This window comes from Cellvibrio sp. 25HG11W-0, assembly GCF_057815475.1.
In genome coordinates, this window is the sequence record NZ_CM174230.1 from 3,364,270 (window position 1) to 3,386,254 (window position 21,985).

Consider the following 21,985-nt stretch of genomic DNA (forward strand, 5'->3'; position numbering starts at 1 on the left):
ACTATTGCCTCATCAGAGGATATTAATATTGTATGACAATATTGTTCCAGCAAGACCACCCCCTGTCAATTGCTTTGCAGGGGTTAGTCCTGGGTAATGAATCTATTTTTTCGCGGCAGGCGCTGCTTTATTCGCGCTGACGCCTTCGCTGGTCATCACAATGCGCTTAATGGTGCCGTCAGGGTTGTAGAAGAGTTCCTCAATACTGACGGAACGGCGGAATTGACCCCCGTCGGGGCGACCAGCGCCGGTGTGGTAAATGAAATAATGCTTGTTGTTAAATTCAATAATAGCTTGATGGTTGGTAGGCGTATTGCCCGCCACCTCATTGAGAATACCCTTGTATTCCCACGGGCCGGTAATGCTCTTACTCATGGCATAACCCAGCTTTTCAGGGAAACCCATAGCGTAGGAAAGGTAATAATTATCCTTATATTTGTGCACCCAAATTGCTTCCGTAAATTCCGGCAAGCCCTGAATCGTCTGTATAGGACCATCTAATTCCGTCATATTGGCTTTGAGCTTGGCATAGCGCGGCTTGCTATTACCCCAGAAAAGATACGCCTGCCCATCATTATCGATCATCACCGAAGGATCTATATCGTCCCAATCGTTTGGGGTGTCGGTGGTCATATCATTGGTGATGAGCGCAGTACCACGTGCGTCTTTAAACGGACCGAGGGGACTATCACCCACAGCCACACCTATCGCAAAACCGGGCTTGTCATCGGTGTGGCGCGCGGTGATATACCAATAAAATTTACCTTTTCTTTCAATGACCTGGCCCGCCCAAGCATCGCCCTTTGCCCAAGCGAAGTCTTTCACATGCAAGCGCGGCCCATGAGCCGTCCAGTTCACCATGTCATCTGATGAGTAAACCAGCCAATCGTGCATTTCAAAAAACTTGGTATTGTCTTTTGCTTCATCGTGACCAGCGTAGAGATAGACCCTGCCTTTATGAACCATGGCAGCCGGGTCAGCGGTAAACACATCAGTAAAAATGGGGTTCGCCCCTAGCGCAAAAGTCGCACAGCAAACGCCAAGTGCGCCCACCAAAGACTGAATGAATGAACGCATAGGGTTATTTTTCACAGGCTTGTCTTTCATACATATGACCTTTCTTTTTATAGTGCATCCACTCGCGGGAGGCTAATTAACAAAAAAACACCCCAGATTTCATGTAAACTCACAGGGGTTGATTTATATTGATATTATATTACAATTAAATCAAGCCTTAGATGCGAAAAGATTTGTCCGCGAGGGAAATGACTCAGATTTACTGTGTAAACCTAGGCAATCGCACTTGTCATCCCCTAAGGCAGCTCTTATATTATATGATATTAATAATAAATTACTGGTTTGGCTAGGAATAGCCTTGAGCCTGACCTGCGCCATAGCCGTGGCCTTTTGCGATGTAGCCCCACATGAGACGAGAGACTAAGACAAGCTTACCCACACCTACTTCAAACACATCAGGCACCAAACCCCTGAGAAGTGCTCAATGGTTTGGTACGCAAGACAAAAACGGCTTCATGTACCGCAGTTGGATGAAAAATCAGGGCACACCTGAGCATCACTTCCAAGGCAAACCTATTATAGGTATCTGCAATACCTGGTCTGAGCTCACCCCCTGCAATGGACACTTTCGCGATCTGGCTGAAAGTGTGCGTCGAGGTATTCTTGAGGCAGGCGGCGTACCAGTAGAGTTTCCCGTTTTTTCCAACGGCGAATCCAATCTGCGTCCCAGCGCCATGCTCACCCGCAACCTCGCCGCCATGGATGTAGAAGAATCTATTCGCGGCAACCCCATCGACGGCGTAGTGCTATTGGTCGGCTGCGACAAAACCACTCCCGCACTGGTAATGGGCGCGGCCAGCTGCGATTTGCCAACCATAGTGGTAACTGGCGGCCCTATGCTCAACGGCAAACACAAAGGTAAGGATGTTGGCTCAGGCACGCTGGTATGGCGCATGAGCGAAGACTACCAAGCGGGCAAAATCACCCTGCAAGAATTTATGGATGCCGAGGCCGACATGTCGCGCTCCACCGGTACCTGCAACACCATGGGCACCGCCTCCACAATGGCCTGCATGGTCGAAGCACTGGGACTATCGCTACCGCAGAACGCTGCCATTCCCGCTGTTGACTCACGCCGCAAAACCCTTGCCTATGCATCGGGTATGCGCATAGTGGAAATGGTGAAACAAGATCTGTGTATTTCGCAATTAATTACCCGCGAAAGCGTTATAAACGCCATTCGTACCAACGCGGCGGTTGGCGGCTCTACCAATGCCGTCATACATTTAAAAGCAATTGCGGGCCGCTTGAACATCCCCCTACTTCTTGACGACTGGCATAGCTACGGCCACCGAGTGCCAACCTTGGTAAACTTACAGCCCTCTGGCCAGTATTTGATGGAAGACTTTTATTACGCAGGGGGGCTACCTGCGGTATTAAAACGCTTGGGCGACGCCAACTTATTGCACAAAAAATGCTTAACCGCGAACGGCAAAAGCCTGTGGGAAAACAACAGCCAGGCGCCCTGCTACAACGACGAGGTTATTCGTCCGTTGGAAAACCCGCTGTGCGATAACGGGGGCATTTGTATTTTGCGCGGCAATCTCGCCCCCCGCGGCGCAGTATTAAAACCCAGCGCCGCAACCCCACAACTAATGAAGCATCGCGGCCGAGCACTGGTCTTTGAAAGTTTTGACCATTACAAAATTCGCATTATGGACGACGATCTTGATGTGGATGCCAACAGCGTAATGGTATTAAAAAACTGCGGCCCAAAGGGTTACCCCGGCATGCCCGAAGTGGGCAACATGGGGCTTCCCCCTAAACTGCTGAAGCAAGGCATTACCGATATGGTGCGCATTTCCGATGCGCGCATGAGCGGCACAGCATTCGGCACAGTCGTGCTGCATGTCGCACCCGAAGCGCAAGAATTTGGGCCCCTTGCAGCCGTGCAAGATGGCGACTGGATTGCATTAGACGCCGAGCAAGGCCTGCTCGAATTAGAAGTCAGTGATCAGGATATTAACGCCCGCCTCGAACGCTTGCGCGCGCAAAAAGTTCAACACAAGAGCGGCGGCTATTTACAACTTTATCTTGAACACGTTATGCAAGCCGATGAAGGTTGCGACTTCGATTTTTTAGTGGGTTGTCGCGGCGCCGATGTGCCCGGCCACTCTCACTAGGGTGATGGCCATGACACTCACAAATCAATACCCCAGCTTAAAGTACAAAGTCGTGCTCATTACTGGCGGCGCCTCTGGCATAGGCGCCAACTTGGTAGAGGCATTTAATCGTCAGGGTGCACAGGTTTGTTTTATTGATATTCGCACTCAAGATGCGGAAAAACTGGTGGAACAACTCAGCCATAGACCTGATACGATTCCGCCGCGCTTTTATCATTGCAATCTGCTTAACATTCCTAAGTTGCAAGCAACGATTAAACAAATTTACAGCGACCTTGGCCCTATTAATGTATTAATTAACAATGCCGCCGATGATGCTCGTCACGATTTCCGTAAGGTGACAGTGGATTATTGGAACGAGCGCCTTGCGGTAAATTTGCGCCATCATTTTTTTGCAGCGCAAGCGGTCTACCCGCAAATGCTCGAACTGGGCAGCGGTTCCATTATCAACTTAGGCTCTATGAGCTGGTACGCCACCCAAGGCGGCATGCCCGGCTACACCAGTTCTAAAGCCGCGATAGAAGGCCTAACGCGCGGCCTAGCGCGCGATATGGGTGGCGATAATATTCGCGTTAACACGCTGGTGCCCGGCTGGGTGATGACGGATCGTCAAGTCGCTATGCTCACCCAAGAAAAATCTGCCAAAAACATTCTCAACAATCAATGCTTAAAAAAATCGGTCATGCCTGAAGATATTAGTGCCATGGCACTGTTTCTCGCCTCCGACGATAGCCGACTCTGCACCGCGCAACATTTTATCGTTGACGGTGGCTGGATTTAATTTTTTACAATAATCGATAGATTTCAACCAAGAGGATTTCTGATGAAAACTTTTTTTAAAACCCTAACCCTTGCTGCCGCTATTGGTATTAGCGCCAGCGCCAGCGCACTCACAGTAGGTTTTGCCCAAGTGGGGTCAGAATCTGGCTGGCGCACCAGCTTCTCTGAATCGGTAAAAGCAGAAGCAGAAAAACGCGGTATCACTCTCAAATTTTCCGATGCACAACAAAAGCAAGAGAATCAAATCAAGGCAGTACGCAGTTTTATTGCCCAGCGCGTCGATGCCATTTTAATTGCACCGGTCGTAGAGACAGGCTGGCAACCCGTACTCATGGAAGCTAAGCGCGCAGGTATTCCAGTCGTCATTCTCGACCGCAATGTCTCCGTAAGCAATCCATCGCTCTACCTCACCCGTATAGCACCCGACTTTGAACTAGAGGGTCAACGCGCGGCCACGTGGCTTGTCGAAAATACGGCGAGGAAATGTAGCGTTTTAGAATTACAAGGTACCGTTGGTTCCAGCGCCGCTATTGGCCGCATGAAAGGCTTTAACGAGACTATCGCCAAATTCCCCGAGACGAAAATTATTCGCACCCAAACGGCAGAATTTACCCGAGCCAAAGGCAAAGAAGTAATGGAGACCATGCTCAAAGCAGAAGGTGGTGGCAAGGGTATTTGCGCGATTTGGTCGCACAACGATGAAATGGCATTGGGGGCAATTCAAGCGGTAAAAGAAGCGGGCCTGCAGCCAGGAAAAGATATTTTGGTTGTGTCAGTTGATGCGGTAGATGATGCTCTTAAAGCTATTGTCAGTGGTGAAATCAACGTCTCGGTAGAGCTTAGCCCACACTTGGGTGGCCCAGCTTTTGATGTTATCGATCAAGCGCGCGCAGGCAAAAAAGATTTTGAAAAATGGATTCGCATGGGCGGCGCTGTGTTTACTCAAGAAAATGCTGCCGCAGAATTAACGCAGCGCGCTGCCAAGTAGGCCAAGCAAAGGTCGAAAACAATCAATATCGCCAAGTATTAATCGACCCAAAGAATGCACAGGGATGTGCACTCGTTTTTTAATGTCAAAACTCAGTGCTCAACCCTAGGCGCATTCCGAGTATTTAAAATTCAAATATAAAATTTAAACAAGAAAAACCAACCTATGAACACAACTCCCGTTTTACAGCTCAAGGGGATACATAAAAAATTCCCCAGTGTGCACGCCCTCAAAGGGATTGACTTCACCCTACGCGCAGGCGAAATTCATGCTCTACTCGGTGAAAATGGCGCGGGGAAATCCACCCTCATTAAAGTCATGACCGGTGTATATCAGCGCGATGGCGGCGATATTCTATTAGAAGGGCAAGCCATATTTCCCTGCAATACCGGCGACGCTCAAGACCTTGGCATTAGCACCGTGTACCAAGAGGTTAATTTATTGCCCAACTTAACCGTGGCGCAAAATATTTATCTCGGCCGCGAGCCGCGCCGCTTTGGTTTAATAAACTGGGGCAAGGTCAATCGCGATGCTGAAGAGCTACTCAAAGGTTACGATTTGGATATTGATGTTGCCCAGCCCCTTTCCAGTTACTCCATTGCGGTGCAGCAATTAATTGCCATTGCGCGTGGCGTAGATATGTCGGCCAAGGTTTTAATTTTGGACGAACCCACCGCTAGCCTCGATGCGGATGAGGTGCAGTCACTATTTCGCATCATGCGTGACCTGCGTGCACGAGGTATAGGCATAGTCTTTGTCACCCACTTTTTAGATCAGGTTTATGCCGTGTGCGATCGTATTACGGTGTTGCGCAATGCAGAACTGGTGGGCGAATTTGTCACCGAACACTTAACCCGCAGCGAATTAATTGGCCACATGCTCGGCAAAGAACTTGCAGAACTGGGCGAACACAAGCCCCAAACAGCTGGCAGTAGCAAAGATACTATTTTAGAACTCAAAGGCCTTGGCAACAGCACCAACCTCGCCCCCATGGACCTAACCCTCGGCAGAGGAGAAGTCGTTGGCCTTGCAGGTCTACTCGGTTCAGGCCGCACCGAACTTTGCCGCTTGCTGTTTGCCATCGATAAACGCAATAGCGGCGAGCTATTATTTGCTGGAAAACCCGTTCAATTCTCTAGCCCGCGCGATGCCATTATTGCCGGCGTTGGCCTCTGCCCTGAAGATCGCAAACACGACGGTATTCTCGGCCAACTATCCATCCGTGAAAATATAATTCTCGCCCGTCAAATTAAACAGGGCTGGTGGAAATATATTGGGCGCGCTGAGCAAGAAGACATTGCCAATCGCTATGTCAAAGAATTAAACATAGCCACCTCCGATATTGAAAAACCTATTGAGCAGCTCAGCGGTGGCAACCAACAGAAAGTCATTCTCGCGCGCTGGCTGGCCGCCAGCCCCTCATTATTAATTTTGGACGAACCCACACGCGGTATTGATATTGGGGCCCACGCTGAAATTATTCGCCTCATTCGTAAACTCTGCGACCAAGGTTTGTCCCTTATTGTCGCCTCCTCTGAACTTGAGGAACTTGTCGCCTTTAGCAACAAGGTGGTGGTATTGCGTGACCGCAAAAAAGTTGCAGAGCTTCAAGGCGATGACATCAATCCACAGCGCATTATGCAAGCTATTGCAGCCAATTAATTTTCAGTATTGTTTGAGGCAGATATGAATTTTATTAACAACCCCAGCCTGCGCCGCTATCTCTGGCCTTGCGCAGGCTTACTGGTGCTGCTGATTATCAACGCGATAATCGCACCAGAATTTTTTGCCATTGAATTTAAAGATGGCCGCTTTTACGGCAGCCTAATCGATGTTCTTAATCGCGCGGCACCCGTGGCACTGTTAGCCATTGGTATGTCGCTGGTGATTGCAACCGCAGGTGTAGATTTATCTGTCGGTTCGATCATGGCTATTGCCGGTGCAGTAAGCGCCTATTACATAACCAAAGGTGTAGATAGCTTAGTACTTATTATTGGTGCAGGTTTAGTTGCGGGCTTAATCGCCGGTATGGTGAATGGCTTTCTCGTGGGCTATATGAGTATCCAACCCATTGTTGCCACATTAATTTTAATGGTGGGCGGACGCGGTATTGCACAATTAATTAATGAAGGTCAGGTAGTCACCTTCGATCATTCAGGTTTTGCTTTTTTAGGCACTGGCGATTTCCTTGGCCTGCCTTTCCCTGTAGTGCTCGTAATTATTACATTTGCGTTGGTGCAATTACTCACACGCAAAACGGCGCTGGGTTTATACATTGAAGCGGTAGGCGCAAATCCTTCAGCCAGTCATTACATGGGTTTAAATGCGCGCGCTATTAAACTCAGTGTTTATACCGTAGCCGGCTTATGTGCAGCCATTGCCGGTATGATTGCCGCCGCCGACATTAAGGGGGCCGATGCCAATAATGCGGGCCTATGGTTAGAGTTAGATGCCATTCTCGCGGTTGTTATTGGTGGTGCATCACTAATGGGTGGGCGCTTTTCAATTCTCTTAGCGATCATAGGCGCCATCATTATTCAAACACTGACCGTAACCATTATCTTAAGCGGCATCCCACCAAAGTTTAATCTGCTGATTAAAGCCAGTGCCATTATTATTGTGCTACTTATGCAGTCGCCTCGCTTTCAACAACAGTTAAGCCAGTTAAATTTCTGGAGCAACAAGAAGGAGATTAACCGTGCTTAATCCTAAATTTATTCCGCTCGCCATTACCTGTTGTTTGTTCTTTTTATTATTCGGTATAGGTTCCGCACAATTTGAAGGCTTTGGCAGTTCGCGGGTATTCGTTAACCTGCTCAGCGATAATGCGTTTTTAATTATCGCCGCAGTGGGGATGACCTTTGTGATTTTATCCGGCGGTATAGACTTATCAGTCGGTGCCGTTATTGCGCTTACCGGCGTTGTCTCCAGTGTGCTAATCAGCCAGTATCACTGGCACCCACTACTGGTATTTCCCGTGGTACTTATCGGCGGCACCGCCTTTGGCGCCATCATGGGTGCGATTATTTATTACTACAAAATGCAACCATTTATTGTAACGCTCGCCGGTATGTTTTTCGCGCGCGGCTTAGCAAGTGTGATAAGCGAAGAGTCTATTCCTATTGAGCATGATTTTTATTATCAAGTAGCAGAATTCGGCTTCATGCTACCGGGCGATGCGTGGATTGGTAGCTCAACTATTATTTGTTTGCTGGTGTTATTTAGCGCGATTATAGTCGCCCACTACACACGTTTTGGCGGGCGTGTTTACGCCGTGGGTGGCGATGCAAATTCAGCCGCACTCATGGGTATTCCACTCGCGCAGACCACCATTCGCATCTATGCCATAAGCGCATTTCTCGCAACGCTCGCAGGGATTGTCTATTCCTTTTATACCTTTTCCGGCTACTCACTCGCGGCCGTAGGGGTAGAACTGGATGCAATCGCGGCAGTGGTTATAGGCGGCACATTGCTCACCGGGGGATATGGCTACATGTTCGGCACACTGATTGGCGTACTCATTATGGGTGTCGTGCAAACCTATATATCATTTGACGGGACTCTGAGCAGCTGGTGGACAAAAATTGTTATTGGGCTACTGCTCTTCTGCTTCATCGCACTCCAACAACTCTTGGTGCGCGCGCGGCCAAAATAATAAATATGATTATTAAGAAGCCCAGAACTTATACCTCTGGGCTTTTTTATAATAGCGTTCAAGGCGGCGATATTAACGGCCTGTATTTAAGCGAAGACGAGAGAAGAAAGGATTTGTACGCGTTCAGCAACTCAGCGCTGGCAGAGTCAATCGAGAAAGCCCCTAGGTAAACGCTTAACTCACAAATGATACGTATTCACCGCTAAGGATGTAATGGCGCCGAGTACGCTAATTGGTATTCTCAGATTGTATTATCAATAATAAATCGTTACTCTGCAGCGATCTTCTATTTAATTGGACATTAACCTGATGGCTGTTCTCGATCGCAACTTTAATCTCTCTCAACGTATGGTGCAGGAGCTCGGTCGCTCCATTATCTGCAACGAATATAGCGATGACAGTCTACCGACCGAAGCAGAGCTCTGCGAAAAGTTTGGTGTAAGCCGCAGCGCCGTGCGCGAAGCCGTTAAAATGCTTTCCGCGAAAGGGCTTATCTCCAGCAAACCGCGCCAAGGCATTCGCATTTTGCCAGAAGATCAGTGGAATATTTTTGACCCTGACCTATTAAGCTGGACCTTAAAAAGTCGCCCCACCTTAAAAGTTTTGAAAGAGTTTTTGCAGGTGAGAATTGCCATTGAGCCCGAAGCCGCGGCCCTCGCCGCTCGCTATGCCGATGACACTAAGCTCGCTGCCATTGAGCATGCGCTTGAGCGTATGCGCGTCGCCGAAGAGCATAGCCAAGAAGACTTAGAGTCAGACATAGCCTTTCATGTCAGCATCCTCTACGCCAGCAACAACCGTTTTTATATTCGCCTGCGCGATTTCATCTCCACCGCCCTGCGCGTAAGTATTAGCCATACCAGCCCCATTAAAGGCAACCGTGAAGGCATCATCGAAGATCATGCTAAAGTTTTTAACGCGATTAAAAGCCGCAATTCAGAGCGCGCCAAACAATCTATGTTGGCCCTCGTTGATGAAGCACTAAACTTCATTGAAGATGAAATCATTAAGCAAGAAAAACTGCCGAGCTAGATCGAACCTAATCTAAGCGCTGAAAACCCCATAAAAAAAGCAGAACCTGAGTTCTGCTTTTTTTATGGGGTTTTCTACATATGGTTAAAAACCGTTGTTATGGCGGCCATTGCTAATGGCCGCACTCGATACTCGCGCGTTATTGAATCGGTTTTAATTGAAAGCGCTGACTATGGCTGTTCAACCACTGAGCTTGCGCAAAGTTAGTGTGATTCGCCAAGCCGCCATTGGCTAAATCCAGCACCAAATTACTTTTTCGGTTCGCAAGTTTAACCGTGCCATCCACTAAAAACTCCACTTGCCATTGGCTCTGCTGCTCCGCACATGCCGCCACTTCAGCATTGCTGCCTGGTACAACTGATTTCTGCGCAATGGCGATGCACTGCTTAGGCTTGGCAACTGACTCGATATAAAAATAGCCTTCCTCTGCCGCAACAAAATGCCAGCGCTGATTTGCTCCATTGCGCCATTCATCCTGCTCAACATTGGTACCAGACAATGTCACCGTCTTACCACTTTGAGTGCTGGTTATGGCAATTTCCGCTGTAGGGGCTATTCGCCACTGCACGCACGTCTGCTTTTCTTCAACTAAGAGCGGTACATCTTCAACCGATTTTTTCGTTTCTTTAGACGTTGCTTCTATGCAATTAGCAAAACGCAGCTCCTTTTTCGTTTGCGCATTAATCAAACTCACCCAACCTTGTAAATGTGGTTGTATTTGCCACTCTTGGCACGCTTGATTATGCCAAGGCGCGACACTCAGGCCTGCAGTATTCGCTGCAACACACTGCGCCCCGCCTGCGGTTAAAAATAACCCAGCGCTGTTCACTAAGCGATATTTTCCCTCGGTGGTGTAATCTAAATTCCAGTTTGCCGCTTCACCTGCCGAACAGCTGGCAGCATCAACGTTACCCTTGCTGCTTACCTGCACACAAGTATTGTTAGCTTTGCTGACGAGATTCACACGCGTGCCTTGCACCTGCGTAACCAATGGACCATTTTCACCCGCAGGCGATACAACAGGCTCGCCTGCCGCAACTGGCTCACCAAAATTTGGCGTGCCGTCATCATGCCAGGTGAATTTTTGCGCGCGCAGTGAGCGCGTACCACTGCAGCCCTCCAATTCGCTCGCATTGCCGTGATAGATCAACCAATCCTCTGTGCCATCGGGTGATTTAAAAAAGCCGTTGTGGCCTGGGCCATAAACGCCATTGGCTTTACTGAATACGGGCTGGTCATATTTATGCCAAGCCGCCACACTCAAAGGATCGCTGCCGGTTAATTCTATAAGGCCTAACTTATAATCCGGGGTGTTACAAAAACTCGCCGAATACACCATAAACGTTTTGCCGTTACGTTTAATAATTTCTGGCCCTTCATTGACTTTCATGCCTGAAAATTCCCAATCATATTGCGGATGAGAAATCATCACCTTTTCGCCTTCCACCGTCCAAGGGTTAGACATTTTAGAAATCCAAATAGTTTGCTCGTCCTTCACCCACTGCGACCACAACAAATACAGCTGCCCTTCATGTTCAAAATAATTGCCGTCGATATTCCAAATATCCGGCATAGGCGAACCTTTATAGGTATAAGGGCCAAGCGGGTCATCGCCCTGGCTCTCGATCACACTTAAATGTTGGCGATCATAATTTTCTGCAATACCAGAGGTATACATCACATACCAGCGCGGCCCTTTAGGCGTATTTAACCGATGAAATTCAAACGCCCAAAAATTACAGCAGCGCTCTAATTCACTTTCCGACCAAATATGAATGGGGGTCGCTTTAGCTAAGCCCGCCAAAGTGGGTGATTTTCTCATCACCAACTGCGAGGTCCAGGTAGTCGTCGTTAAATAATAGTTACCATCAAAATATTCCAACCACGGATCAGCGCCATTGGGGAAAATAGGATTCGTAAAGCTATTGAGATACTCATCTTCTTGACGCGATTGCGCTGCACTTTCAGCCTGCGGCTTTACATTCTCACTCTTACTTATCTGAGGTGTACTTGCGCTTACCTGAGGAGAATTAGCCCCAACCACCGGTGTGTTTTCTTTGCCGCAGCCCACAAGCATGACAGGCAATAATAATATGGGTAATATTTTTTTCATGTTTCCTCTCAGAATTCACATCTTTTAAATAGTTTTTTGGCTGAGCCAATACACTATTTTAAAACCATTACAAAACCAGCACTGGGTCGCACACTGAGTGTTACCGGCGTTTTGCTATCTATAGCGCGCTGACTAAAACTGCGTTCAGTGTCGCCACTGGTGATAAGTGTGCCCTGCTTAGCGCCCATGAAACCTAAATCGAGCGTTAGGCTTTTATCGCCCTGCTCGGCATTAATACCTGCTACATACCAGACATCTCCCGCTCTGCGCGCAATAACGACAAACTTTCCGGGATAACCGTCAATGAATTTTACGTCGTCCCACTCGCGCGGTAATTCGCGCAAAAAGTCTTTTACATACTCAGGCACAGTTGCCATACCTTCGGGAATTTCAGCAAAGTGCTGTATGCCAGATACCATCAATACCGACTCGGCTAACTCAAAAGAATTTTCGGTTGCACGCTCAATATTAGGAATGTCGCCAAACACCATGGGCGTAAAATCCATAGGATCAAACAGGTTGCGCGTGAACAGCGCCGCAGCTACATGCTGAGCAACGACATCCTCATCTGCCTGCGCAAACGTAGTAAATTCAAAACCCTTTATGGCTTCTATAGACATCAAGTTAGGATAGGTGCGCTGCCAACCCCGTGGCAGCGTAGCGCCATGAAAATTAACCAACAAATCATGCTGCGCGGCGTCTTTTAATATATCGACATAGTAGGCAATCATGGATTGGCCATCGCCGCCAAAGAAATCAATTTTAACGCCCTTGACGCCAATTTTTTGCAAGCGCGAAAACACAGCGCTGCGTTGCTCATGAGTAAGCAATTCACTTTTGGGGCTATAGGGAGTCAGGTTCCAATCGCCTGAAGAGTTATACCAAACTAATATGCCGATATTTTTTTGCGCGGCGTAATCCACCAATTCTTGTAATTTTTCATAGCCAATTTTTTTATCCCAATCGGCGTCTACTAAGGTGTAATCCCAGCGCATATCAGCGGCGTAATCGACGAACTTTTTCTGTACTTCGAAGGTAGTAAAGTCATCCTTTAATATTGCCCAGCTCCATGAGGAGTGGCCGGGTTTAATAAAATCTTGATTCATGGCAACAGCAGGTTCAACCACATCGGTGCCTAGGGTTGATTCCATCAGGGTCGCCAAATCGCCTATAGCCAGAATGCGCCAAGGCGAAATTAATTTATCGGTGCCGCTCGCCAAGAGTGCACCATCGGTAAACACTTCAGGCGCTTGAGGAATATCAACTTTATATTCGCCGTGGCTGGAATCATGGGCTAAACGCGAGGCGTGCCAAGTGCCATCCATACCCGCTTCAGAAATTAATACCCAACGATTATTAGTATTGAACAATGCGGGAAACACCCAGCCAGCACCCAGTGTTGAAGCTGTGCCTACAGGAATACCCATTTGATAATTTTCTTCATAGGAAGGGTTTACATTGCTCCATCCGGTTTGCGCCACTGCTATAGGCTGCAACCAAGCTTTGGCAGTTTCGGCAAAACGGAAGCTAGTCGTTTCCTTCACAAATTGTTTGTGAGCGATGCCTGCATCGGTCAAGGCATAACGAAACGCAACGCCATCATCGGACACGCGGAAAATAACACTCAAGCGATTGCCCTGTGCATTTTTAATCACAAAGGTTTGTTCATTAGCCTTGTAATCAATTTGGTGCTTCTTACCCACGCGTATAGTGTAATTGTCATTCACTTGGCTAATGGGCGATGCCGACTCAAGTGTGATACCCGCTGTAAAATCCGCATCAGTAACCGCTAAACCCAAAGCAGACTCAAGAATAACGGGCTGCGCTGCGCTATCGACTGAATAGGCCAATGCCTTGGCTTGGGTAACAAATACTTTTACATTGAGCTGCTGGTTGGGGCTAGTTAGCGCCTCAGGCGCAGACTTGCTACAGCCCCCTAAACCACAAATGCCTAGCAGCAACACACCCAATGCAATCCAACACTTGCTTATTTTTTTCATAGCACACACTCACCCTTATTATAAAAATCGACCGCGCCGGATCAGCAGCGCAGCAATGTGGTTAATCACAAAAACATTAATCTAAACAGCATCCTTAATCTAAGCAGCGCCCTTCATCTAAACAGCACTCCAGAAGCTCACCCTTGAGCTTTACTATTCTCTTCCCCCGCATGAATGAGAGTAACTGCGGCACGTTTTGCCAAACAGACATTGATAGCGCGAATTCACTAAACCGCCGCAAGTAGCTGCCGAAGTGGCAACTTTCAGTACCCATAGGCCAAGGTCTGCAGGCATGGAGATGAACATAGTGAACACCTGTAATTATTGTTATGGGGCAGAAATGCAAACCCATCACCCTTATTATTATAAGACAAATTGATTTTACCCAGAAAATGCCCCTTAAACCAAGGCTTTTTGAGGTTTTTTACCTTTCTTAAGTAGGGATATAAAAACAGCGCCCTATGCCATTTATTCGCTAACGCACTGCTGGCAACCGTCCACGTGGGCATACACCACTCAAGGCTCTATTTATCCGCTACCACTGTATAAACGCCAATTTACCGTACAAACCATAAGCTTCTACTCAGCACCTACAGTTAAATCAAAGGAAACATCATTTAGGTCATTATTAGCCCTATCGATTATGTCGTAGTTTTCGGGCTTATTTGATGGCTAGTGAGCATGCTGCCACTGCCCGCCCCTGTCGGCCAAATCGTGCGAGTGTTGTTCGTTATACTGCTGATTCTGATTATTCTTTCAGTGTTTGAGATTATTCTCGGCAACGACTTACCGCGGCTTAATATCTCGCAGGCTGCTGGCATTTACTGATTTAACCGCAAGCTCCACCATTCACAGAATGGCAGGGTTTTTTTATTGCTAATTTACCTGGAAAGTAACGCGGCAAATATTGCGTTAATACATCACCCAATAAACCAACCGAGCAGTGCGAGCCATGCACCCATTAGGCTCCAGCGCCAAGCAGGTTAGGAGCTTGAGATCTATAAAACTCCACCGTCATCAATGTCCACTCTCGCCAAAGGTATAGCACCTAAAAGTATTCAGCTGAATTTTGACAATATTTGTGCGAGTGGGCACTCTGTGCCCTCTTCTACTAATGCGAATTTAAAAGGGCAAGCATGAAACATTCTCTAGGCTACTTACTGACCCTCGGTGTTGCTATCTTCCTGAAAACCACACCAGCCTTTGCGACTAATCCTTTGATCATGGATCAATTCACCGCCGACCCGACTGCGCGGGTATTCGACGGCAAAATATATGTCTACCCTTCCCATGACATTAAAGCCCCACCGGAATACCAAGGAAAACCCGACTGGTTTGTGATGGAGGACTATCACGTCTTCTCATCGAACAACCTTAGTGACTGGAAAGATCACGGCATGATCGTCGCGCAAACCAGCGTGGAGTGGACCGACCCTACCGCCTATGCAATGTGGGCCCCGGACTGTGTATTCAAAGATGGAAAATATTATTTCTACTTCCCGGCCATTGCCAAAAGTGACGGCAAGACAGAGAGCCCCGATGCCAAGCCTCCAGAATTTAGAATTGGTGTAGCAGTTTCAGACACGCCCTACGGCCCTTTCAAACCTCAGCCTAATTACATTCAAGGCGTGCTGGGAATCGACCCTAACGTGCTAATCGACAAAGATGGCACAGCTTACCTGTATTACTCCTTAGGCAAGATTTACGTCGCCAAACTCAAACCCAATATGACGGAGATCGATGGCGAGCCCATGGCTATCGACAATCTACCCACCAAAGGATTACTGGAAGGACCTTTTGCATTTGAGCGCAAGGGCACTTACTACCTGACCTATCCGCACGTGGAGAATAAGATCGAACGCCTGGAATATGCGACCAGCACCTCACCCATGGGCCCGTTCAAACAAGCCGGCGTGATTCTCGATGAATCCGAAAGCGGTTGCTGGACAGTGCATCACTCCATTCTCGATTGGCAAGGCCAGTCCTATCTCTTCTACCACGATAGAGATCTGTCACCTGCTTTCGACAAAAATCGTTCGATTCGCGCCGATAAGCTGTTCTTCAATGCCGATGGCACCATCCAAAAAGTGACACCTACACTGCGCGGTGTTGGACTGGTAGATGCCAAAAGCGAGATTCAAATTGATCGCTACAGCGCAAAAAGTGCCGAAGGCATTGCGGTTTCATTTATTGACCAAGCCAATCCACATGCAGGTTGGAAAACAACATTTGGCACCACAAAATCATGGGTAGGATTCAATGAGGTTGACTTTGGTCGGGGTAAGCAAAAAACAATCAAGCTGCGTGCTAAAGCTAGCACTAGCGGCACACTCGAAATCCACTTGGATAGCCAAGATGGACCCTTGCTGGGCCGTGTGAAAATTGGCAAATCAACTGATTGGAAAATGTCGAGTGCCACTGCCAAAAAGATTCCAAAAGGTGTGCGCAACATTGTTATTACGCAAACTGGTGGCGATGCCATCGAGGTAGATTGGCTAAGTTTTCGATAAGTTCATCTCATAAGCAGGGGCGCGAACTACGCAGTGAAACACTCAATGAGCTAGCCCCGAGTAAACACAGCCTGGGGCGTTGGGGGAGAGTCAGGTTAATTTAAAGCCTGCTTTTGACTGTTATGTGACGTAATGGACAATAGATTTCGACTGGGCTAGCGTAAAGGTCGGTTTAGTGCCCAAAGCGGAAGTTTGTAAAAATTATTAGGCTTGATGTTCAGATTGCGTCTAAGGTGCCGGACAGTTAGTAAGTTTTCCTTTTGTAATTTTTCTTCGTATAAAATAGCCAAAAAAACCTCAGCTTACTAACTGCCGCTGAACTTCGATATATTAATTGGGATGAGCTTTTTTGAAATACTACTTAGAAACTAACGCATTACGTGCATTAGGAAGAAAAATTCAACAAAACCAAGAATTATTGCGCCAATCTTATACATCCATATTTTCAATTTTTGAATTGATGAAAGGTATTGATAAGCGCTCAGATAGCCAAAAAAGAAAAAGTATATTAACTGCTCTAGCAGAGGTGGATCTTGGCATAATTGAGGCTATGCCGTTTGAAATTATGAAGGCTGGATTTTCAGGCGATATATCCAGAGATCAAACCAATATCATAACCAATAAGTTAGGTGGTTTGATTGCTGAAGATTCGACTGGACTTAAAGCTTATGATGATTTAGTCAAGAGCTATGAACGTGATACATTAGATTTTCAAATGAAGTCGAATGATTGTTATGTTCGTCCAAAACCGGAGCCTGAATATATTCAGCTAGATCTCGAAACTATGTTCCTCCAACCTAAAGTTGATATTCCTATAGGTGTTAAAAATCTACCGGAAGGGGTTCATGCATCACGAATTGCGATGGAGTATCAAAAATTAAGATCTGCTCCTATTTATTTTCATATTTTATTTGATGATGCGAGCATGACTAATGATGAAATACATAAAATTTACAATGACAAGTTGGACCTTTTTTTCTTTTCAAGTTATACATATGAGCTTAAAAAGAATTGTTTAAGAGAAAACGCAGCTAAAAATGACTGGTTAGATATATTGCATACTGTGTATCTATTCAGTCATGACAGTATTATGGTCAGCAATGACAAATTATTTGAATCTATTCTTCCAAATATAAATTTAATGAGTATAGAGGATTATAAGAAATTAATATGACAAGGCATTTGGAGCCTATCGCGATGCTCGGGATTTCGAGAGCATGAGTCGAATTTTTCCAAATTGGAATTTGGATTATTTTTAGTATGAATAATATACTTGTTTCAATTGTAAAATTTAGTGTGCAAACAGCTCCATCTCATTATTGACAATAACACAACCTTTGAAAATGCAATGATTTTCAAATTCAGGTCAAATTTCAAGGAGTTTTTAAATTGGCTAACGAAATCAAGAGAAAAACAACAATGCTACTTCATCAAATTGAAGAAGCCCTCGGAAATTTTGTATTAAATAATGGCGATATCAATTCGCTAAATTTAGATGTATTGGAAAACATACATCAACGCGAGGTAGATAAAGGACGAATATTTAATCGAAACTCAATTAAAGATGTCGTAGAAGCAACATATCTTGACGAACTGTTTGGGTTTGCATTAGATATTGCACGTGATAGCAGTTTGATTGACTCCATTAACTATCTATATTCACTCTTTCATCACCTTGATATATACGAAGTCAGAAATGCCATTGCGCACCCAAACAGGCCTTTCTGGGATTGTTACTGGTATAGAGTTGCAGCGATTGCGAGCGATCCTGTTAATGAAATCTTGGGGTTAAGTGAAGTAAAAAATGCGCTTGAATCGGCTGAAGCGGGACTCATCACGGATCCACCAGAAAACTGGGTAAATAAAGTTATTTGGCAAATCCCTAATAATCTTCCTGAGCAATTTGACCATGGTCTGACAGGTTTAATAGGCAGGTCAAAAGAATTGCAAGAGCTTAAAAAATTCATCGCAAATCCTAGAGTTAATACAGTCGCTTTAGTCGCCCCAGGGGGATCAGGAAAAACCGCATTAGCACTAGATTTACTTAATACTATAGTTTCTACTCCTACTTTTTCTAAGACGCTCGATTCTGTCATTTTTATTACGATGAAAACTGAAAAGTTAACGTCTGACGGAGTTGTATCACTAGACTCAATTGAAACAATGGAAGAGCTTCGGGGCAATATTTTAAGTTCAATCAATGAGATATATGATGATAATTTCTCATCATTTGAAAATGCAAAAGAAGCTATGGCGAACGAGAAAATACTTTTGTGTATCGATAATTTAGAAACCCTTTTAAGGGACAAAGAAAATAACTTTGAAGAACTAAACTATCAACTTCCGCCAACGTGGCAAGTGCTAGTTACCAGTAGAGTGGTTATTTCAAATGCAACAATTCTTAGTTTGGAAGCACTTAAAGAAGGATCTGCCATCCATCTAGCTAGAACATATTTATCTAAAAGAGGTGGCCAACAACTAGAGGATTCGGCTTATGCGCAACTAACGAAAGGATGTTTTTATAACCCACTTGCTATACGACTAACAATCGATTTAATCGTTACCGGTCGAGATATTCCAGAGTCGTTAAATGTTGCGAATAAGGAAATCGCAGAGTTTTCCTACAACAATTTGATAGAAGCGTTAAGTAAAAGCGCGGTGGAAATTCTGGAAACCATCTTTGTTGAAGACTCTTCGACAAGATTATCACTTTGTGAGCTGCTGAATAAAACAATTGATGATATTTCTTCTGCAATCGGTGAGTTATCTAAAACGAGTTTAATAACTAGGATTTCATCCGAACAAGGTGAAATATACAGGTTAAGTGATTCTGTTCGAGAGTTATTGCTGGTGTCGCCTCGAAATATAGAAACTCGAAGTAAAGTTCAGGGGGATATTCTAAAAAGAAGAAATATCTCTAATCAGATTGATATTCGTCAGAATCAAAAAGACACTCCTATTTGGCACGCTGACTACATTCCAAGTGAGACAAATCAAGGCTTGAAGATACTAATAACCGATGTTAACAACGGAATTCGGAAATCAAGAAAAAATACTGATATAGCAGTCGGTATTTTTAAACGACTTAAAGAATCGAAATTTATTTATGAAGGCAGTGGGTTATACCATAGAGGTTATGGGCGAATATTAGAAGCATTAAAAGATTATAATTTTGCTGAAGATCAGTACAAGCTGGCCATAAAGTCTGAGCCAGAGCAGCCATCCTCCTATTATTTACTCGCAAGACTATATCATTCAACTAACAGATTTGACCTGGCTAAAGCTGAGTATGAAAAATTAATCGAAATGGGTTGGACTAGAAATGATCCAAGCGTTATTAACTTTGGTAAAACCATTTACAGCGGGCTATTTTTAGCTATGTTGTTCTCAGGTCAATATGATGAGGTGTTTGAAAAAACAAAAAAATGGAAGGATGCGGGCCCATATCGAGCAACTATTGGAACATATAGAGCAAGTGCATGGAAAAGAAAGATGGAAGGTTTGGTAGATAGTGATCCGCAGGGTACGATCGATGCGCTTTTGCGAGCATCGAGAATTTTGTCCGATGTCTTTAGAGATGAGGGTTATTCTAGGGCGGCTAATAACCAGGCATTCAAAGTTTTTGAAGAAGTGGAATTTTGTTTTTCAAGACAAAACTACTGTTCGAATTTTCAAACTGAAGGACTAGAGTTGCTTAATTTTGTATTCAAGAATATTTTTGAAATTGATCACCTAAATGATAGTAGTAGCATAGACAGCATGGTGAAAAAGTTTTTAGTAATCAACCTTCAAGGCAATCCATTTAAAGCATCTACAGTTAATATACTCAATAATCACTCTTTAGAAATTATTGAAGAAAAAGATTTGGATTCTACTGGCTTAATATCAGTTCAAATAACAAATAGAACAAAAGATAGTGCCACTTATCTCTTTGCTAAGGACGCTCATAATGACGATTATTTTCTTCATTATGATAATTTTAAGGACGGCGGGTGGCGAGTTTGGTGTCAGCTCGCTATTGGACAAAAGATGAGAATCATCGCCGACGAATCTCGATCTGGAGGAAAAGCAATTAATGCAAAAGAAATTTATTTGGATACTTAATCATGCATTAGGCTGAATTTGGGGGCAGAGTAAATCTTGCAAATGTACGCTCTCGGTCGAATGTTAGCTCGAACCGATTCGCAAAAGCAGTGATAAAGAAATATGGCTTACGTAAATATTAATCATAAGCATTGTTGTGAATATGCATTTCTACTGAAATGTTTTTTACAGGATTATGTGGCACTGATAGTTAAGGGGATGGGTTTGAAAAATTTGGAAAAAGACGATGCAAGAAGGCTCTACTTAGAAAATGACAAGGTGAGAGAGATATTTGAGTGCGGCTATAAATTAACAATGGAAATCACAAACCCAAAGTTAATGAACGATCAAAAAGTTCGTCCAAATAACTATTTAGTTAATGATGAATTTGAAAATAACCCAATGTATTTTTCCGCCTATTTTACGGATAGAATCTACAAGGTTATAAGGTGCGTGTATGTGAAGCCCGAATATCGAAATAATGGATATGCCAAATTAATGATTGGTGGGTTTAAGGCTCAGCTCAAGAATGATAGAGAGGATTTTTTACAAGTAGGTGTAGAGGCAACAAATGATGAAAAATTTTCAAGGCTAGATAGTTTATATACTGGATTAGGGTTTATTCGCGATCAATTCGCCGTTCCTCATCCAAATAATAAAAGTTATTATGATTACTTTTGGGCAGGAAAACCCTTCGAAGTATTCCAAGACCCTCTAAATGTTAAATTTGTTGTTGCTAGGTTCAAGTAGCGCCTAACAAACGACGCCGTGATAATCTTTTTATTCTATTTGGAATTGAAGTGCCAGTTATAAGGCATCTGACGGGCTGCCATGAACGTCCGCTCTTGGCCGAAAGCCGACTGAGGGCAACGGGGTCACCCATTAGACTTTTGTCAACCATAAACCAAAGACTTCACCCTAGTAGATTTTATGGCTCGGTTTGTTGTGTTTCTAAAATAATATAATTTACGCACTGTCGCATATAATTCTGAATACTATTAATGGATTTAATATGAAAAATATTGCCTTTATATTTCTGGCGCTATGTCTTTCTGGGTGTGCAACTTTCGAACGAGATGCATCAGCTAAAGAGCTTGAGAGGCTACCTATGGAGCCAATTTTCTTAGTTAATGCTGAAATCCCAGAACATCTAAAAGCTTATAAAAATCTATGGGTCGTACTGGGATTTAATCTTACTTCAGACCCAGCCTCAAAGCTTTGGCTTAGCCCTTCAAATATCAAACTAATAAGTACAAGTCATCCTGATAGTTCAATACTTTATGCTAATGCTGTAAAAGCTCTTGAAGCTTGGTCTTTCGGTAATTATCGGTTTCCAGCAGATGTTTCAAAGAGAAGATATTTTATTAAACTAAAATCAAATAGTAATGGTAATTCATTAATACCTGATTTTAGTGCAACATTAGAATAAGTAACGGGGTCTTTTATTTATGATTAGTTTTAATAACCATAAAACGAAGACTTTACCCCAATTTAAAAAATAAGTGGTCGGTTTGTGCCACTAGAAAAAATGCTAACAAACGCAGCCACAGCCAAACTTTTTCCGTTTCGGCTTCGGCTTCACTACAACGCCACGCGTGAGCGGAAGTTAGGCTAGGTCAGACCT

General features: G+C 44.9%; 16 protein-coding genes. 13 read left to right on the top strand and 3 right to left on the bottom strand.

Features of this window, described 5'->3' with window-relative positions; translation table 11 throughout:
- Positions 1-102: 102 nt before the first annotated feature.
- A complete protein-coding gene (locus AC0KUT_RS14050) occupies positions 103-1,107 on the bottom strand; it encodes a glycoside hydrolase family 43 protein (RefSeq protein ID WP_488830873.1) in 1,005 nt (334 codons plus the stop codon).
- 317 nt (positions 1,108-1,424) lie between these two features.
- Between AC0KUT_RS14050 and AC0KUT_RS14055 the strand changes: the two genes are divergently transcribed.
- From AC0KUT_RS14055 to AC0KUT_RS14085, 7 genes are all read left to right on the top strand, one after another.
- Positions 1,425-3,200, top strand: coding sequence for an IlvD/Edd family dehydratase (locus AC0KUT_RS14055; RefSeq protein ID WP_488830875.1), 1,776 nt, complete (start codon positions 1,425-1,427; stop codon positions 3,198-3,200).
- Between the two features lie 10 nt (positions 3,201-3,210).
- Positions 3,211-3,981 carry an SDR family NAD(P)-dependent oxidoreductase gene (locus AC0KUT_RS14060; RefSeq protein ID WP_488830877.1) on the top strand — a complete coding sequence of 257 codons (771 nt, stop codon included), beginning with the start codon at positions 3,211-3,213 and terminating at the stop codon, positions 3,979-3,981.
- A gap of 42 nt (positions 3,982-4,023) precedes the next feature.
- Positions 4,024-4,968, top strand: a complete 945-nt coding sequence (locus tag AC0KUT_RS14065) for an ABC transporter substrate-binding protein (protein WP_488830879.1) — start codon at positions 4,024-4,026, stop codon at positions 4,966-4,968.
- A 165-nt stretch (positions 4,969-5,133) separates the two neighbouring features.
- Positions 5,134-6,630 carry a sugar ABC transporter ATP-binding protein gene (locus tag AC0KUT_RS14070; protein WP_488830881.1) on the top strand — a complete coding sequence of 499 codons (1,497 nt, stop codon included), beginning with the start codon at positions 5,134-5,136 and terminating at the stop codon, positions 6,628-6,630.
- A gap of 24 nt (positions 6,631-6,654) precedes the next feature.
- On the top strand, positions 6,655-7,674 hold the full coding sequence (locus AC0KUT_RS14075; protein ID WP_488830883.1) for an ABC transporter permease: 1,020 nt from the start codon (positions 6,655-6,657) through the stop codon (positions 7,672-7,674).
- On the top strand, positions 7,667-8,623 hold the full coding sequence (gene yjfF, locus AC0KUT_RS14080) for a galactofuranose ABC transporter, permease protein YjfF (protein ID WP_488830885.1): 957 nt from the start codon (positions 7,667-7,669) through the stop codon (positions 8,621-8,623). Before AC0KUT_RS14075 ends, yjfF begins: the two co-directional genes overlap by 8 nt.
- 309 nt (positions 8,624-8,932) lie before the next feature.
- Positions 8,933-9,655, top strand: a complete 723-nt coding sequence (locus tag AC0KUT_RS14085; protein ID WP_488830887.1) for a FadR/GntR family transcriptional regulator — start codon at positions 8,933-8,935, stop codon at positions 9,653-9,655.
- Positions 9,656-9,794: 139 nt separating this feature from the next.
- On the opposite strand, the gene AC0KUT_RS14090 is transcribed toward AC0KUT_RS14085, so the two are convergent.
- Complete coding sequence (locus tag AC0KUT_RS14090) at positions 9,795-11,768, bottom strand: family 43 glycosylhydrolase (RefSeq protein ID WP_488830889.1); 1,974 nt, start codon at positions 11,766-11,768, stop codon at positions 9,795-9,797.
- 53 nt (positions 11,769-11,821) lie between these two features.
- Entirely contained in the window at positions 11,822-13,768 is a 1,947-nt protein-coding gene (locus AC0KUT_RS14095; protein WP_488830891.1) for a glycoside hydrolase family 97 protein, read from the bottom strand.
- A 681-nt stretch (positions 13,769-14,449) separates the two neighbouring features.
- Here AC0KUT_RS14095 and AC0KUT_RS14100 point away from each other — a divergent pair.
- The 6 genes from AC0KUT_RS14100 (at position 14,450) to AC0KUT_RS14125 (ending at position 21,790) form a co-directional block, all read left to right on the top strand.
- Positions 14,450-14,596, top strand: a complete 147-nt coding sequence (locus AC0KUT_RS14100; RefSeq protein ID WP_488830893.1) for a hypothetical protein — start codon at positions 14,450-14,452, stop codon at positions 14,594-14,596.
- A gap of 308 nt (positions 14,597-14,904) precedes the next feature.
- A complete protein-coding gene (locus tag AC0KUT_RS14105) occupies positions 14,905-16,278 on the top strand; it encodes a family 43 glycosylhydrolase (RefSeq protein WP_488830895.1) in 1,374 nt (457 codons plus the stop codon).
- A 349-nt stretch (positions 16,279-16,627) separates the two neighbouring features.
- On the top strand, positions 16,628-17,452 hold the full coding sequence (locus AC0KUT_RS14110) for a hypothetical protein (protein WP_488830897.1): 825 nt from the start codon (positions 16,628-16,630) through the stop codon (positions 17,450-17,452).
- A gap of 215 nt (positions 17,453-17,667) precedes the next feature.
- Positions 17,668-20,382 carry a hypothetical protein gene (locus tag AC0KUT_RS14115; RefSeq protein WP_488830899.1) on the top strand — a complete coding sequence of 905 codons (2,715 nt, stop codon included), beginning with the start codon at positions 17,668-17,670 and terminating at the stop codon, positions 20,380-20,382.
- A gap of 177 nt (positions 20,383-20,559) precedes the next feature.
- Positions 20,560-21,111: an N-acetyltransferase gene (locus tag AC0KUT_RS14120; RefSeq protein WP_488830901.1), complete on the top strand. Its 552-nt coding sequence runs from the start codon at positions 20,560-20,562 to the stop codon at positions 21,109-21,111.
- A gap of 262 nt (positions 21,112-21,373) precedes the next feature.
- A complete protein-coding gene (locus AC0KUT_RS14125; protein WP_488830903.1) occupies positions 21,374-21,790 on the top strand; it encodes a hypothetical protein in 417 nt (138 codons plus the stop codon).
- The last annotated feature ends 195 nt before the right edge of the window (positions 21,791-21,985 follow it).